Origin of the sequence: Agromyces aureus, from assembly GCF_001660485.1 — a bacterium.
GTDB classification, from domain to species: Bacteria; Actinomycetota; Actinomycetes; order Actinomycetales; family Microbacteriaceae; genus Agromyces; species Agromyces aureus.
In genome coordinates this window covers 2,930,386-2,945,953 of record NZ_CP013979.1, presented here as the reverse complement: position 1 = coordinate 2,945,953, position 15,568 = coordinate 2,930,386, and the positions used below count along the sequence as shown (strand labels likewise).

Sequence of the window (15,568 nt, the reverse complement as noted above, 5' to 3'; positions counted from 1 at the left end):
GCACGATTCCACGCGAGTGTTGCCGATGAGCGGCGCGCTGCCTACGCTGGAGGTGAGCGGAAGGACTGGTGTGGACGAGATCGACGAACTCCTCTCGATCCGAGCGGCTGAGCTCTACTACGAGGAGAACAAGACCCAAGACGAGATCGGGCAGGCGCTGCGCCTCACCCGGTGGAAGGTCGGGCGGCTCCTCGCGCAGGCCAAGCACGAGGGCTTCATCCGCATCGAGATCCTGCACCCGCGTGCTCGGCGACTGCCCATCGAACGTCGCCTGCGCGACGAACGCGGGCTCGCCGACGCCGTCGTGGTCTCCTCGGCGGGGGTCGCCTCGGCCGAAGAGCTGCAGGCGCGCACCGCGCAGGCGGCGGCCGACTACCTCACCTCGCTCCGGCCGGTTCCCCGCACGCTCGGCGTCAGCTGGGGCCGTACGCTCTTCGAGATCTCGCAGCACCTGCGCAACGGCTGGGCGACGGGCGTCAACGTCGTGCAGATCAACGGCGGCGTGAGCCTGAACCGGCGGCCGGGCACCGCCGCGGCGACCGCGGTCGGCATCGCCCAGAAGGGCGGCGGCAGCGCCACGCTGCTGCCGAGCCCGGCGATCCTCGAGCGCCTCGAGACCAAGCACGCCATCGAGGCCGACCGCGTCGTCGCGGGCGTCATCGACCTCGCCCGCTCGGCCGACGCCTACGTCTTCAGCGCCGGCGCGGCCGACCACAGCTCGGTGCACGTCGAGAGCGGCTACCTCTCCGAGACCGACGTCGACCTGCTCGTGGCCAAGGGGGCCGTCGGCGACGTCGTCGGCCGCTACATCGACTCCGACGGCAACATCGTCGACCCCGCCCTCGATGCGCGAACGGTCGGGCTCACGCTCGACGAGCTGCGCGAGGCATCCCTCGGCATCGCCGTGATCGCCGGCCGTGCCAAGCACGCGGTCGCCGACGCGGTCGTGCGCAGCGGCCTCTGCTCGGTGCTCGTCACCGACGAGGCCACCGCCCTCCACCTCCTCGACGGCTGACGCGCGCCGACCGGCCGCCGCCGCTCCTCCTTCACCGAATCACCGAAAGCCAGGTCCTCACCATGACAGGCACATCCCTCATCACCGCCAGGGAGCGCGCACTCGCCGTGCTCGGCGGCGAACCCGACGACGCGACGCTGCGCAGGTACCTGCACGGCATCCCGGGCGTCGACGCGGTCGGCCTCGAGCAGCGTGCCGCCGGGCTCGGCACGCGCAGCATCAAGACCACGTCGAAGCAGTGGGCGCTCGACCGCATCATCGAGCTCATCGACCTCACCACGCTCGAAGGCGCCGACACGCCGGGCAAGGTGCGCTCGCTCGTCGCGAAGGCGATCACGCCCGACCCCGCGGATGCCTCGACGCCGCGCGTCGCCGCCGTCTGCGTGTACGGCGACATGGTGCCGTACGCCGTCGATGCGCTCGGCGCAGCGCACGGCGACCCCGACGACGGACGCATCTCGGTCGCCGCCGTCGCCACCGCCTTCCCGAGCGGGCGCGCCTCGCTCGAGATCAAGCTGGCCGACACGGCCGACGCCGTCGCCGCGGGCGCCGACGAGATCGACATGGTCATCGACCGCGGCGCGTTCCTCGCCGGCCGCTACGGACTGGTCTTCGACCAGATCGCGGCCGTGAAGGAGGCCTGCCGCAGGCCCGACGGCACGAGCGCGAGCCTCAAGGTGATCCTCGAGACCGGCGAACTGGTGACCTACGACAACGTGCGTCGCGCATCGTGGCTCTCGATCCTCGCGGGCGGCGACTTCATCAAGACCTCCACCGGCAAGGTGCCCTCGGCGGCGACCCTGCCCGTGACGCTGCTCATGCTCGAGGTGGTTCGCGACTGGCACCTCGCGACCGGCCAGCGCATCGGCGTGAAGCCCGCGGGCGGCATCCGAACCTCGAAAGACGCGATCAAGTACCTCGTGACCGTCGCCGAGACGGTCGGCGAAGACTGGCTGCAGCCGCACCTGTTCCGCTTCGGCGCCTCGAGCCTGCTGAACGACGTGCTGCTGCAGCGTCAGAAGTTGAGCACGTCGCACTACTCCGGCCCCGACTACGTCACGATCGACTGAGACGAGCACCAGCATGAGCTTCCTCGAATACGCACCCGCCCCCGAGTCGACTGCGGTCCTGAACCTGCGCGACCAGTACGGCCTCTTCATCGACGGCGAGTTCGTCGACGGCCGCGGAGAGCCGTTCCAGACCATCTCGCCCGCGACCGAGGCGCGCATCGCGACGATCTCGAACGCGAACGAGGCCGACGTCGACCTCGCCGTCGCCGCCGCCCGTCGCGCCTACGACCGCACCTGGTCGCGCATGAGCGGCCGCGACCGCGGCAAGTACCTGTTCCGCATCGCGCGCCTCGTGCAGGAGCGCGCCCGCGAGCTCGCCGTGGCCGAGTCGCTCGACAACGGCAAGCCGATCAAGGAGTCGCGCGACGTCGACGTGCCCCTCGTGGCCGCCTGGTTCTTCTACTACGCGGGCTGGGCCGACAAGCTCGATCACGCCGGCCTCGGCGCGAACCCCCGCTCGCTCGGCGTCGCCGCCCAGGTCATCCCGTGGAACTTCCCGCTGCTCATGCTCGCGTGGAAGATCGCGCCGGCCCTCGCGGCCGGCAACACGGTCGTGCTGAAGCCGGCCGAGACCACGCCGCTCACGGCGCTCATCTTCGCCGAGATCCTGCAGCAGGCCGACCTGCCCGCGGGCGTCGTGAACATCATCACGGGCGCCGGCGACACGGGGGCCGCACTCGTCGCCCACGACGGCGTCGACAAGGTCGCCTTCACGGGCTCGACCGGCGTCGGCCGGGCGATCGCACGCGAGGTCGCGGGCACCGACAAGAAGGTCACGCTCGAACTCGGCGGCAAGGCTGCGAACATCGTCTTCGACGACGCCCCCATCGACCAGGCGATCGAGGGCATCGTCAACGGCATCTTCTTCAACCAGGGCCACGTCTGCTGCGCCGGATCGCGCCTGCTCGTGCAGGAGAACATCCACGACGAGGTCGTCGACCGGCTCAAGAACCGCCTGTCGACGCTGCGCCTCGGCGACCCGCTCGACAAGAACACCGACATCGGCGCCATCAACTCGCGCGAGCAGCTCGACCGCATCCGCGAACTCTCCGACATCGGCGAGGCCGAGGGCGCCGAGCGCTGGACCGCCCCGTGCGACATCCCCGAGAACGGCTTCTGGTTCGCGCCCACGATCTTCACGGGCGTGCAGACCTCGAGCCGCATCGCGCGCGACGAGATCTTCGGCCCGGTGCTCTCGGTGCTCACGTTCCGCACGCCTGCCGAGGCGATCGCCAAGGCGAACAACACGCCCTACGGTCTCTCGGCCGGCATCTGGAGCGACAAGGGCAGCCGCATCCTCGCGGTCGCAGACCAGCTGCGCGCCGGCGTGATCTGGGCGAACACGTTCAACCGGTTCGATCCGGCGTCGCCGTTCGGCGGCTACAAGGAGTCCGGCTACGGGCGCGAGGGCGGCCGTCACGGCCTTGCCGCGTACCTGGCCCCGGCCCCCGTCGGCGCCCAGGCGGCGCTCACGCGCTCGTCGCGCGCTGCGGTCACGGCCGCCGGTGCGGATGCCGCGGCCGCTGATCTCGAGACGGCTGCGTCGCGGCCTCCTCGATCGGCGAGGACCCGAACGCCCAAGCCTGCGACGAAGGGATCGAAGCGATGAGCCGCCTCGCCGTGCCGAAGACCTACAAGCTCTACATCGGCGGCGCGTTCCCGCGCAGCGAGTCGGGGCGCACCTACGAGGTGCGTTCGGCATCGGGCGCATTCCTCGCGAACGCCGCGAAGGGCTCCCGAAAAGACGCCCGCGACGCCGTCGTCGCCGCCCGATCCGCGGTCGGCGGCTGGGCGGGCGCCACGGCCTACAACCGCGGACAGGTGCTCTACCGCATCGCCGAGTTGCTCGAGGGCCGCCGTGCCCAGTTCGTCGCCGAGATCGAGGAGGCCGAGGGCGTCACGCGCGCCGCGGCATCCGCTCAGGTCGACGAGGCGATCGACCGCTGGGTCTGGTACGCCGGCTGGGCCGACAAGTTCGCCCAGGTCGCGGGCAACGCGAACCCGGTCGCCGGCCCGTACTTCAACATCTCGGTGCCCGAGCCCACCGGGGTCGTCGCGATCGTCGCGCCCCAGGACTCGTCGCTGCTCGGGTTCGTCTCGGCGGTCGCCCCCGCGCTCGTCGCGGGCAACGCGGTGGTCGTGATCGCGAGCGAGCGGTTCCCGCTCTCGGCGATCAGCCTCGCCGAGGTGCTCGCCACGAGCGACGTGCCGAAGGGCGTCGTCAACGTGCTCACGGGCTCGCCCGCCGAGATCGCCCCGTGGCTCGCGAGCCACGCCGATGTCAACGCGCTCGACCTCGTCGGCGCCGGCGACCTCGACTGGATCGACCTCGAGTTCGCCGCGGCCGACACGCTCAAGCGCGTGCTGCGACCCGAGCAGGGTCCGGATGCCGCGGCGCCGGCGCTCGGCCGCATCGCGGCGTTCACCGAGACCAAGACGGTCTGGCACACGAAGAGTCTTCGGTAGTCCAGGTCGTCATCATGTGAGATGTGTGGCGCTTCGCCGCCGCTCGTTTCGCACAGCGACGGGAGAAAGGACCCCCGCAGCATCACGCTGCGGGGGTTTCTCGTTCGATCTCCGCCAGCTCAGCGCAGTGGCGCGAGCGCTTCGTGCCGTCGCGTATTGTGCAGGTCCGACCTGCTTCCAGATGCGGCACACAGAACTGAGAATAGCCCTCTCGTTATTCGCGGTTATCAAGGCTAAACGCGATTAACCGCTATGCTTCTGATGGTTAGGAGCGTCCGTGTCTGAGAACAAGAGCGTCCGTGTCTGAGAACAGTGCGCCCGTCGCGGCATGGCCGGCACAGGAGACGGCGGTGGTGCCGTGGGTGAGTCGCGGCCGCCGGGGCTCCCGCGCCGATCGGATGCTCACCCAGGTCGCGGTGTCGCTGCCGCCGAAGATCGCCGAGCTCGAGTTCATCCCGAGCTCGACCCGAGAGCTCGATCGCGCAGTCCGCGAAGCCACGGCTCTCGAAGACGACGCGGCTGACCTGATGGCGCCGCTCGGTCGATTCCTGATCAGGATCGAGTCAGTGGCGTCGTCGAAGATCGAGTCCGTCGAAGCTTCGCCCGATGAGTACGCGCGAGCGATCGGAGGGGTCAGGTCGAACGCTGCCGCAGTATCCATGGTCGCGGCGGCCAAGGCGGTCACTCGGCTCGTCGACGCTTCCGCCACGGTCATCGAGATGCCTGCGATTCTGGATGCGCACCGGTTGCTGATGGAAGACGATCCCGCCGAACGCGACTACGCCGGCCGAGTCCGAGACATGCAGAACTGGATCGGCGGAAGTGACTCCTCACCACGTGGGGCGCTGTACGTGCCGCCCCCCGGCGAGACCGTCGACGGCTACATGGACGACCTGCTCCGATTCGTGAACCGGGACGATATCCATCCGGTCGCACAGGCCGCGATCGCACACGCGCAGTTCGAGTCGATCCACCCGTTCACTGACGGCAATGGTCGCATCGGCCGCGCGCTGCTGAACTCGGTGCTTCGTCGCACAGGGGTCTCCAAGACGGTCGTCATCCCTATCGCGTCTGCGCTGGCCGCAGACCAGAACCACTACTTCGGGCTGCTCGGCCGATACCGCGAAGGCGACGCAGACGCGATCGTGCAGGATCTCGCGCTCGGAGCGCAGGTAGCCTCCCGTGAGGCTGCGAAGACTGCGACCAGCTTCCGTGACCTGCCGAGGGAGTGGCATGCGGAGGCCCGCCCTCGTCGGGGAAGCGCAGTGGAGACGCTGGTCGATGCGCTGCTGGAGAATCCGATCATCACCGCCGCCGACGCGGAACGGATCGCCGGCGTCGAGACTGCCAATGCCTATCGAGCGATGCGACGCCTCGAAGACACAGGTGTCGTGCGCGAGGTGACCGGTCGGAAGCGCGATCAGGTGTGGGCGGCAGTCGCCGTGCTCGATGAGCTCGATGACCTGAACGTACGCATCGCCGCCGCCATTCGTGTCGAGCGCGAGAACTGAACGATCGGGCCCGGGCCGCAGCCTCACGCTGCGTCCGACCACATTTGTGCGACACGCGTGAAATGACCGATGAGCTTCACGCGCCGGACGGGGATCCAGATGCGGGTCGGCTCCTGTCACTGCGCTCACTTGATCGCGCGGAATCCTGACGGAAGGCTGAATACCTCTGGTGTATCAGTCAAAATCAAGGAATGCGTCCTATGCCGAAAGCCATCCCATCTCTTCACACGAAGAGCATGAAGTAGCGATTCCCGTGTCCGGACGCAATGGCGCCTCCGACGAACGTGGCCGACTCGAGTCGGACCCGTTCGACTACCGGCTCACGGGTCGCGGCGGCGTGATCGTGTATCGCGGCGGCCGGCCCGTGATGACGGTGGGCGGCGGCGACGCAGCGCGGCTCATCGACGCACTTCAACGTGCAGACGATTCACGGGTGCAGCACCTGTTGGCGCGAGCCAGCGGCAACTATCGTCGGGGAAACGAGCGCGGCTGACCGTCGCTCGGCTGATGCGAGGGGGCGGCATGCGGATCCTCGTGACGGGCGCGACCGGGTACATCGGCGGCCGGCTCGTGCCGCGCCTCCTCGAGGCCGGGCACGAGGTGCGCGTGCTCGTGCGTCGCCCGGAGCGGCTGCGCGACGTGCCGTGGTCGGCCTCGCTCGACGTGGTCGCGGGCGACCTCACGGACGCGAGCGCCGTCGATGCGGCGATGCGCGACATCGACGCGGTCTACTACCTCGTGCATTCGATGGGGGCGAAGGGCGACTTCGAGGCGACCGAGCTCGAGATCGCGCGCACGGTGGGGGAGGCCGCATCCCGTCACGGCGTGCGCCGCATCGTCTACCTCGGAGGGCTGCACCCAGAGGGCCGGCCGCTGTCGCGGCATCTGCGTTCGCGCGCCGCCGTCGGCGAGGTGCTGCTCGGCTCCGGCGTCCCGACGATCGTGCTGCAGGCCGGCGTCGTGATCGGCTCGGGGTCGACCTCGTTCGAGATGATCCGCCACCTCACCGAGGTGCTGCCCTACATGCCGGCGCCGAGATGGGTTCGCAGCTTCATCCAGCCGATCGCGGTGCGCGACGTGCTGCACTACCTGATCGCCGCCATCGACGTGCCGTCCGACGTGAATCGCGCGTTCGACATCGGCGGACCCGACATCCACCGCTACGGCCAGCTCATGAACGGCTACGCGGTCGAGGCCGGACTGCCGCAGCGGCCGATCGCGGCCCTGCCGGTGCTGACGCCGTGGCTCGCGGGGCAGTGGGTCAACCTGGTCACCCCGATCCCGCGTCGACTCGCGGTGCCGATCATCGAGTCGTTGCAGTTCGACTGCGTGATGCACAACCACGACATCGACGCCGTCATCCCGCCGCCCGAGGAGGGCCTGCTGCCGTACCGCACCGCCGTGCGGCTCGCCCTCGATCGCGAGCGCGTGGGCGAGGTCGAGACGAGCTGGCGCAACGCCGAGGTCGCCGGAGCTCCGAGCGATCCACTGCCGAGCGATCCCGACTGGGCGGGCCACATGGTCTACGTCGACGAGCGCGAGCGCGAGTCCCGTGCGACGCCGGGGGCACTGTGGCGCGTCATCGAGGGCGTCGGCGGCGAGAACGGCTGGTACTCGTTCCCGCTCGCGTGGGCGCTGCGCGGGTGGATCGACAAGCTCACGGGCGGCGTCGGGCTTCGCCGTGGGCGACTCGACCCCGAGACGCTGCACGTGGGTGACGCGGTCGACTTCTGGCGGGTCGAGGCGATCGAGCGCGGGGCGTTCCTGCGACTCCGCGCGGAGATGCGGGTTCCGGGGCGTGCGTGGCTGGAGTTGTCGGCCGAGCCCTTGCCGTCCGGTGGCGGCGCGCGCTACCGGCAGCGGGCCGTGTTCTTCCCGAAGGGTCTCGCCGGACGCCTCTACTGGTGGGGCATCCTCCCGTTCCACGGCGTGATCTTCTCGGGCATGGCGAACCGCATCACCGCCGAGGCCGAGGCCGACGAACGCGCGTGACGCGGCATCCGGAGCGCCCTCGACCGAGCGGAGCACCGACCCGCGATTCGGGATGAACAATTGGTAACGAAACGGTAACGCTCTTTGCTAGAGTGACGGGCACCATCGCGCAACGCCGCGCGATCGGTGGAAAGGCCCGAACCCGTGACTCGCACCATCCGTGCGATCGCCCCGACGATCGCGCTGCTCCCGGCCGCCCCGAACGACCAGGACGCACCCCGGCAGGACTCCACGACCACCGCCGGCGCCGCACGCCCGAAGCGGCCCGCACGAGCCCGCGTGCTGCACCGCCTCGCCCATCCGCCCAGGCGCTCCGTGCGCGTGCTCCTCGGTGCGGTGGGCATCGCGGCCGTGTCGCTCGCGCTGATCGTCACCGGCATCCCGACGAGTGCGACGGCTCGCGACGTGTTCGGCGCGCTCCGAGCACCGGGGGAGCCCGCCTTCATCGTCGGGCACCGCGGCGACCGCGCGACCGCGCCCGAGAACACCATGACCTCGCTCGAGCTCGCGATGGACCGGCTCGCCTTCGTCGAGACCGACGTGCAGCTCAGCCGCGACGGCGTGCCCATGCTCTTCCACGACACCGACCTCGAGCGCATCACCGGCGATCACCGGTCGGTCGGCGACCTCGACGAGGCCGCCCTCCGCAAGCTCGACGTGGGTGCCTGGTACGGCGACGAGTTCGCGGGCGAGCGGATGCCGACGCTCGACGAGTTCCTCACCGCCCTCGCCGAGCGGCCCGACGCCCGAGCGCTCGTCGAGCTGAAGGCCGACTGGACGGCCGACGAGGCGCGCACGGTCGTGGATCGCATCGAACGCCACGGACTGCGAGGGCGAGTGGTGCTGCAGAGCTTCAGCCTCGAGACGCTCTTCGCCCTGCAGCGGGTGGCGCCGTCGACGCCGCGCATCATGCTGATCCGCGAACTTCCCGCCGATCCGGTGCCGCTCGCGCAGCGACTCGGTCTCGTCGGCTTCGGCACGACCGCGAAATCGGTGGTCGCGCAGCCGCAGGCGCTCGAGGCGTTGCACGCGGCCGAGATCGCGGTGCTCTGCTACACGCTGAACTCGCACGAGAAGTGGGAGGAGGTCGGCGCGCTCGGCGTCGACGGCATCATCACCGATGAACCGAGCGAGCTCGACGAGTGGCTGGCGGTGACGGCTCCGGGCACCTGATCAGGGCGCGCCCCCGGCCGGGCGCCGGCCGACTCGACGGCGGTCAGCACCTGCTCGGGCGGGCAGCAGTTGACGCCCACCGCGATCACGCGATCGGATGCCGCCGCAAGCCCGAATGCGTCGGCGAGCGGCTCGCCCGTGCGAAGGCGTCCGTCGTCGGGCGTCACGGCGATCCAGGCGCGGATGCCGGCGCCCTCGAGCTCGGCCACGAGCGCGTCGACCTCGCGGAGCGACGGGATCGTCTCGACGGCGACGAGGTCAGCACCCGAGTCGGCGAGCAGGTGCAGGCGGTCGTGGTGCCAGGCGCGCAGTTCGGCGACGGTGAGGCCGTCGTCGCCGCGATACTCCGAGCCGTCGGCGAGCGACGCGCCGTACGGCCCGACCGAGGCGGCGACCCATCCGCGGCCGGCCTCGTCGCGCGCCCGGGCGGCGAGCTCGACGCTGCGGGCGAGCATGCGCCGGGCTTCGCGGGCGTCGCGCCCGACCGACGCGAACCCCGTCTCTGAGACCTGGTACGACGCGGTCACCGCGACGTCGGCGCCGGCCGCGAAGTAGTCGCGGTGCGCGGCGAAGATGGCGTCGGGCTGTTCGAGCAGCGTCTGCGCGCTCCAGAGCGGAGCCGCGACATCCGCCCCCCGATCGGTGAGCAGCGTGCCGAGCCCGCCGTCGACGACGAGCGGGCGGCCCGCGATCGCGCGGAGCAGTGCGTCGGCGGACGAGTCGCCCGCGTCACCCACGGTTGTTCGACAGCTCGAAGATGCGGATCAGCTCGGCCACCGCGGCCTCGCGCTGCTCGCCGCCGGCCTCGTACATCTCGCTCACGTGCGTGCGCAGGTGGTTCTCGACGAGGAGCTTGTTGAGCGAGCCGAGCGACTTCTGCACCGCGAGCGAGAGCGTGATGATGTCGACGCAGTAGTCCTCGTTCTCGATCATCTTCTCGATGCCGCGCAGCTGGCCCTCGATGATCTTCGTGCGGTGCAGGGCGCGCTTCTTGATGTCCTCGATCACCCCTCCATGGTAAGCCCGTTCGGCAAGTACCCCCGGGGGTACCTCTCCCGATGCGGCCGGAGGCGCTAGCGTTGGCGCATGGCGACCAGACTCCTGCATGGCGGGGCAGCGGTGCTGCTCGGGTTGCTCCTGACGGTGGCGCCCGCCGTGGCGGCCGCTCCCGCGATGGCGGCGGGGCCAGTGGCGGAGGCATCCGGGCAGGCCGACGCAGCCGCGCGCGCCGCGGCATCCGTCGCCTCGCCCGTGACCGCCGTGCCGGCCGGCGTCGACGATTTCACCTTCGCGTCGTTCGACGCGGTGTTCGTGCTCGGCCGCGACGAGGGCGGCCGTTCGGTGCTCGAGACGACCGAGACGCTCGTCGCCGTGTTCCCCGAGTACGACCAGAACCGCGGCATCCGGCGGGCGATCCCGCTCGACTACGAGGGTCACCCGATCGACGTCCAGGTGCAGTCGGTGACGGATGCCGCGGGCCAGCCGCGTGCGTTCGACACCGAGACCGACGACGACGACGAGTTCCTGCTCGTCACGATCGCCGGTGACGCCTACGTGCACGGCGAGCAGACCTACGTCATCACCTACCGGCAGCACAACGTGACCCTGCAGCCCGACGACGCCCCGATCGACGAGTTCTACTGGGACGTCAACGGCACCGGGTGGGCGCAGCCCTTCGGGGTCGTGCGCGCCGAACTGCGCGTCGACGAGGCGCTGGCCGCCGCGTTCACCGGACAGGCCGCGTGCTATCGCGGCGGCTCGGGTTCCGGCACGCCCTGCGAGACGCTGCAGCAGGGGGAGACCCCCGAGCAGCCGCTGCTCGTCGCGCAGGCGAACGCGATCGGCCCGTACGAGAACGTGACCATCGCGGCCGCCTTCGAGCCGGGCACGTTCGTGCCGCGCGACGAGGCGTTCACGTCGTCCCCCGCTGCGATGACCTCGGCGGTGTGCGCGGTCATCGTGCTCGCCCTGTTCCTGCTCGCGCTGGTGCTGCGACTCACGAGCTGGCGCAGCGCCCCTCGCGGCACGATCATCGCGCAGTACGAGCCCCCGGCCGGCATCAGTGCGCTCACCGCCGCCGACCTGGTCGGCCAGCCGTCGCGCGGCGTGACCGCCACGATCCTCGAACGTGCGGTCGCCCGCGAGGTGCGGATCCTCGACCGCGGCAGCAAGGCCTACTCGGTGCAGTTCATGGGCGGGCCGCTCGGCGACCTCGACGCGCAGTCCGTCGTGCGCGCGCTCTTCAGCGACCACCCGACCGTCGGTCAGGAGCGCTCGCTGAGCTCGAAGTCGACGACGCTGGGACAGCGGCTGCTCTCGATCCGCAAGGCCGTCGCGCGTCGAACCGTCGAGACCGGCCTCCGGCGGAGTCCGGCGCTCGGCGGGCGCATCGGCATCGCCGTGGCCGCCTTCACCCTCTCCGTGATCGGCTTCATCGGCGCGGTCATCGCGCTCGACAACGCCATGGGCGGGTTCTGGCCGCTGCTGCCGCTGTTCGTGTGCGTCGTGTTCGCGCTCGCCACGGCGATCGCGGTCGCGGGGGTGCGCCCGCTCACCGTCGAAGGCCGGCGCGTGCACGACCACCTCGAGGGGCTGCGGCTGTTCATCCGGCTCGCGGAGGCCGACCGCATCCGCATGCTGCAGAGCCCGAGCGGGGCGCTCCGAGACCCCGTGCGCGACGGCGTGCCCCGGACCGGCGGTGTTCAGCCGGGCCAGGCTTCGCCGTACGGACCGACGGATGCCGCGGCATCCGTCACCTCGACCGTGGCCGACCCCGCCGAGGTGCTGCGCCTGACCGAGCGACTGCTGCCGTACGCGGCGCTGTTCGGCCTCGAGAAGCACTGGCTGCGCGAGCTCGCCGCCCTCTACGAGGTGAACGGACAGGAGCCCGGATGGTACGCCGGCACCTCCGCGTTCGACTCCGCGCGGTTCGCGGTGGCCGTCTCGTCGTTCACGAGCACCTCGACCACGTCGTGGTCGGGCTCGTCGTCGAGCTCGTCGTCATCGGGGTCCGGCGGCGGCGGGTCGTCGGGCGGCGGCGGCGGCGGTGGCGGTGGCGGCGGTGTCTGAGGCGACGTACGAGAGATCTGAGCCGAAGCAGCCGAAGCACGAGCGATCCGAGCCGAAGCACGAGATGGAGGCGACGGCGTGATGCAGGACTGGGTCTGGGCGGCGCTCGCCGGCCTCGGCGCGGGCGCGGCACTGCTCGTCGGCGCGGTGATCGCCTGGACGGTCAAGGTGCCCGCGACGATCGTGGCCTCGGTCATGGCGTTCGGCTCGGGCGTGCTCATCTCGGCGCTCGCGTTCGACCTCGTGCTCGAGGCGCAGGACGAGGGCGGGTTCTGGCCGACCGTCGGCGGCTTCGCGGTCGGGGCGATCGTCTACGTATTCGCGAACAACCTGCTCGACCGGCTGGACCAGCGCAACCGGCGCGGCTCGGGCGAGAACTCGGGCACCGGCATCGGCATCGCGCTCGGCGCGCTGCTCGACGGCATCCCCGAATCGGCCGTGCTCGGTCTCAGCATGGTCGGCGGGCAGGGCGTCAGCGTGCCCGTGCTGGTGGCCATCATCATCTCGAACGTGCCGGAGGGGCTCTCGAGCACCGCCGCGCTGAAGGACGAGGGGCGCTCGGCCCGGTACGTGTTCCTGCTGTGGACGGGCATCGCCCTCGCGAGCGCCGTCGCCGCACTGCTCGGCTTCGTGCTGCTCGACGGGGCCGACGGCGGCCTCACCGCGTTCATCACCGCGCTCGCCGCGGGAGCGATCCTCGCGATGATCTGCGACACGATGATCCCCGAGGCGTTCCGCACGACGCACGGGTACACCGGCCTGCTGGCGACCTCCGGGTTCCTGCTCAGCTACGCCGTGCACGTGGCCGGCTGAGCCCCACTCGAGCATTCCCGCGCGTGTTTTCGCGGCATCCGGCCCACTGCGGCTAGAATGGGCTCTGCGCCCAGGCGAACCCGTTCTTCGTCCGACCATGCGAGCCCCGCCCGCATGCTGCTCGGACAGTGTTTCTCCTCGAGCAGTGCTCCTCCTCGAGCAATGGTTCGCCAGTACCGCACCCGGCCGCATCACGCGATGCGCCGAGCGGTGCCGGCCGCCGAGATCGGTGACGGGCAGGCGCCCAGAGACGAGCCCCGATACCCCGGAGGATCATGGCCCAGACGAGGCAGCGTCAGCGAACGCGTTCACGCGACGACGACGCACCCATCATCCCGATCCTCGCGCGCAAGGTGCGCGAGGTCGAGCAGAAGGCCCAGAAGGGCAAGCTCGGGCCGACGAACCGCACCAAGTTCCAGGTCATCGCGCTCCTCATGCGCGAGGAGCGCGCCCGCGTGAAGTCCGACCCCGATGTACCCGACAGCTCGCGCCCCGAGCTGCTGAAGCGGCTCGACGGCATCGCGCAGATCCTCGCGAAGACCGCCGCGCGCGACACGAGCCTCATCACCCTGCTCGAGCCGGATGCCTCGATCTCGACGGTCGCGCAGCGGTTCCGTCGCGACTGGCTGCTCGAGTCGGGCGCCGAACTCAGCCCCGACGAGCTCATCATCACGCGCGAGGCCGAGGTCAAGCCCGTGCTCGCCGAGAACCAGGTGATCCCGGCCTCGGTGAAGTCGCGACAGCTCGCGAACCCCTTCCTCGCGCCCGACTTCTCCAAGCCCGTCGCGCCGCCGGCCCCCGTGCGCCGGCTCGCGAACTGGGAGCTGCTCGGCCCGTTGTTCAAGGCCTTCGAACAGGGCTCCGGCGGCCAGGCCGCCTCGATGGACCTGCCAGAGGCGCCCAAGCTCGACCGGCTCGCTCCGCGCGGCCTCGAGCTCATGAAGCACCAGGCGCGCTTCATCGAGGCCGCCCGCGAGGGACACCGTACGTTCCTGCTCGCCGACGAGCCCGGACTCGGCAAGACCGCGCAGTCGGTGCTCGCGGCATCCGTCTCCGATGCGTACCCGCTGCTCGCCGTCGTGCCCAACGTCGTGAAGATGAACTGGGCACGCGAGGTCGAACGCTGGACTCCGCACCGCCGCGCGACCGTCATCCACGGCGACGGCGCCACGCTCGATGCGTTCGCCGACGTGGTCGTCGTCAACTACGACGTGCTCGACCGGCACATGGCGTGGCTGTCGACCCTCGGGTTCCGCGGCATGGTCGTCGACGAGGCGCACTTCATCAAGAACCTGCAGTCGCAGCGCTCGAAGAACGTGCTCGCGCTCGCCGACCGCATCCGTCGAGCGGCGCCAGGGGGCGACCCGCTGCTGCTCGCCCTGACCGGCACGCCGCTCATCAACGACGTCGACGACTTCCGCGCGATCTGGCAGTTCCTCGGCTGGATCGAGGGCGACAAGCCCTCGCCGCAGCTGCTCGGGCTGCTCGAGGAGAACGGGCTTACACCCGCTGATGCCGGCTTCTACCCGGCCGCACGTCGAACCGTGATCGACCTCGGCATCGTGCGCCGCCGAAAGGTCGACGTCGCCGCCGACCTGCCCGCCAAGCGCATCGCCGACCTGCCCGTCGAGCTCGACGACGAGCTCGGCCGTTCGGTGCGCGCCGCCGAACGCGAGCTCGGCAACCGTCTCGTCGGTCGATTCCGTGCGCTCGTCGAGGCCCGCAACCTGCGCGTCGGCGACCTCGACGACGACCAGCGCGACCAGTACATCCGCGCGGTCGCGAGCGCCGAGCTCGAGGAGTCGAAGTCCGCGAAGTCGGGCGAGAACGTCTTCACGATGGTGCGCAAGATCGGCCAGGCGAAGGCCGGACTCGCGGCCGACTACGCCGCACAGCTCGCCCGCTCGGTCGGCAAGGTCGTGTTCTTCGCCAAGCACATCGACGTCATGGACCAGGCCGAGTCGGCGCTCGCCGCACGCGACCTCCGCACGGTGTCGCTCCGCGGCGATCAGACCGCGCTGCAGCGTCAGGCCGCCATCGACGCGTTCAACAACGACCCGGATGTCGCGGTCGCGGTCTGCTCGCTCACGGCCGCCGGCGTCGGCGTCAACCTCCAGGCGGCGTCGAACGTCGTGCTCGCCGAGCTCAGCTGGACCGCCGCCGAGCAGACGCAGGCGATCGACCGCGTGCACCGCATCGGTCAGGACGAACCGGTCACCGCGTGGCGCATCATCGCCGCGCACACGATCGACGCGCGCATCGCCGAGCTCATCGACTCCAAGCAGGGGCTCGCCGCCCGTGCGCTCGACGGCCAGGACGTCGAGCCGGGCTCGGCCGACTCGGTGCAGCTCGACGCGCTGCAGCACCTGCTGCGCGCGGCGCTCGACGGCGCGCTGTAACGCCTCGACGGGGTCGGCCGGCCCGTGCGGCGGCCGACCCGTCGAGTGCTCGCACCAGAG

The 15,568-nt window shown here is 70.7% G+C and carries 12 protein-coding genes and 1 pseudogene; 11 read left to right on the top strand and 2 right to left on the bottom strand.

Annotated features, from left to right (window positions below; genetic code table 11):
• Positions 1-70: 70 nt before the first annotated feature.
• The 8 genes from ATC03_RS13240 to ATC03_RS13205 all read left to right on the top strand — a co-directional run bounded on the left by ATC03_RS13240 (position 71) and on the right by ATC03_RS13205 (position 9,227).
• Positions 71-1,015: a sugar-binding transcriptional regulator gene (locus ATC03_RS13240; protein WP_067877926.1), complete on the top strand. Its 945-nt coding sequence runs from the start codon at positions 71-73 to the stop codon at positions 1,013-1,015.
• Between the two features lie 62 nt (positions 1,016-1,077).
• Positions 1,078-2,085: a deoxyribose-phosphate aldolase gene (gene deoC / locus ATC03_RS13235; protein ID WP_067877923.1), complete on the top strand. Its 1,008-nt coding sequence runs from the start codon at positions 1,078-1,080 to the stop codon at positions 2,083-2,085.
• A 13-nt stretch (positions 2,086-2,098) separates the two neighbouring features.
• Positions 2,099-3,694 carry an aldehyde dehydrogenase family protein gene (locus tag ATC03_RS13230; protein ID WP_084003489.1) on the top strand — a complete coding sequence of 532 codons (1,596 nt, stop codon included), beginning with the start codon at positions 2,099-2,101 and terminating at the stop codon, positions 3,692-3,694.
• Positions 3,691-4,551, top strand: coding sequence for an aldehyde dehydrogenase family protein (locus tag ATC03_RS13225; RefSeq protein WP_067877915.1), 861 nt, complete (start codon positions 3,691-3,693; stop codon positions 4,549-4,551). Before ATC03_RS13230 ends, ATC03_RS13225 begins: the two co-directional genes overlap by 4 nt.
• A 299-nt stretch (positions 4,552-4,850) precedes the next feature.
• Positions 4,851-6,062, top strand: coding sequence for a Fic family protein (locus ATC03_RS13220; protein WP_227820096.1), 1,212 nt, complete (start codon positions 4,851-4,853; stop codon positions 6,060-6,062).
• A gap of 169 nt (positions 6,063-6,231) precedes the next feature.
• Positions 6,232-6,555, top strand: coding sequence for a hypothetical protein (locus ATC03_RS13215; protein WP_227820095.1), 324 nt, complete (start codon positions 6,232-6,234; stop codon positions 6,553-6,555).
• 29 nt (positions 6,556-6,584) lie between these two features.
• On the top strand, positions 6,585-8,054 hold the full coding sequence (locus tag ATC03_RS13210; RefSeq protein ID WP_084003742.1) for an SDR family oxidoreductase: 1,470 nt from the start codon (positions 6,585-6,587) through the stop codon (positions 8,052-8,054).
• A gap of 144 nt (positions 8,055-8,198) precedes the next feature.
• Positions 8,199-9,227: a glycerophosphodiester phosphodiesterase gene (locus ATC03_RS13205; protein WP_084003487.1), complete on the top strand. Its 1,029-nt coding sequence runs from the start codon at positions 8,199-8,201 to the stop codon at positions 9,225-9,227.
• A 35-nt stretch (positions 9,228-9,262) separates the two neighbouring features.
• On the opposite strand, the pseudogene mmuM reads toward ATC03_RS13205, so the two are convergent.
• Positions 9,263-9,964 (bottom strand): annotated as a pseudogene (gene mmuM / locus ATC03_RS21030) (homocysteine S-methyltransferase); the annotation flags it as partial.
• The gene (locus tag ATC03_RS13200; RefSeq protein ID WP_055859231.1) at positions 9,957-10,235 is read right to left on the bottom strand and encodes a metal-sensitive transcriptional regulator; all 279 of its coding nucleotides are present in this window, start codon (positions 10,233-10,235) and stop codon (positions 9,957-9,959) included. The gene ATC03_RS13200 and the pseudogene mmuM, both read right to left, overlap by 8 nt.
• Positions 10,236-10,313: 78 nt before the next feature.
• Between ATC03_RS13200 and ATC03_RS13195 the strand changes: the two genes are divergently transcribed.
• From ATC03_RS13195 to ATC03_RS13185, 3 genes are all read left to right on the top strand, one after another.
• Positions 10,314-12,296, top strand: coding sequence for a DUF2207 family protein (locus ATC03_RS13195; RefSeq protein WP_084003486.1), 1,983 nt, complete (start codon positions 10,314-10,316; stop codon positions 12,294-12,296).
• Positions 12,297-12,377: 81 nt separating this feature from the next.
• Complete coding sequence (locus ATC03_RS13190; protein ID WP_067877902.1) at positions 12,378-13,109, top strand: ZIP family metal transporter; 732 nt, start codon at positions 12,378-12,380, stop codon at positions 13,107-13,109.
• A gap of 275 nt (positions 13,110-13,384) precedes the next feature.
• A complete protein-coding gene (locus tag ATC03_RS13185; RefSeq protein WP_067877899.1) occupies positions 13,385-15,508 on the top strand; it encodes a DEAD/DEAH box helicase in 2,124 nt (707 codons plus the stop codon).
• The last annotated feature ends 60 nt before the right edge of the window (positions 15,509-15,568 follow it).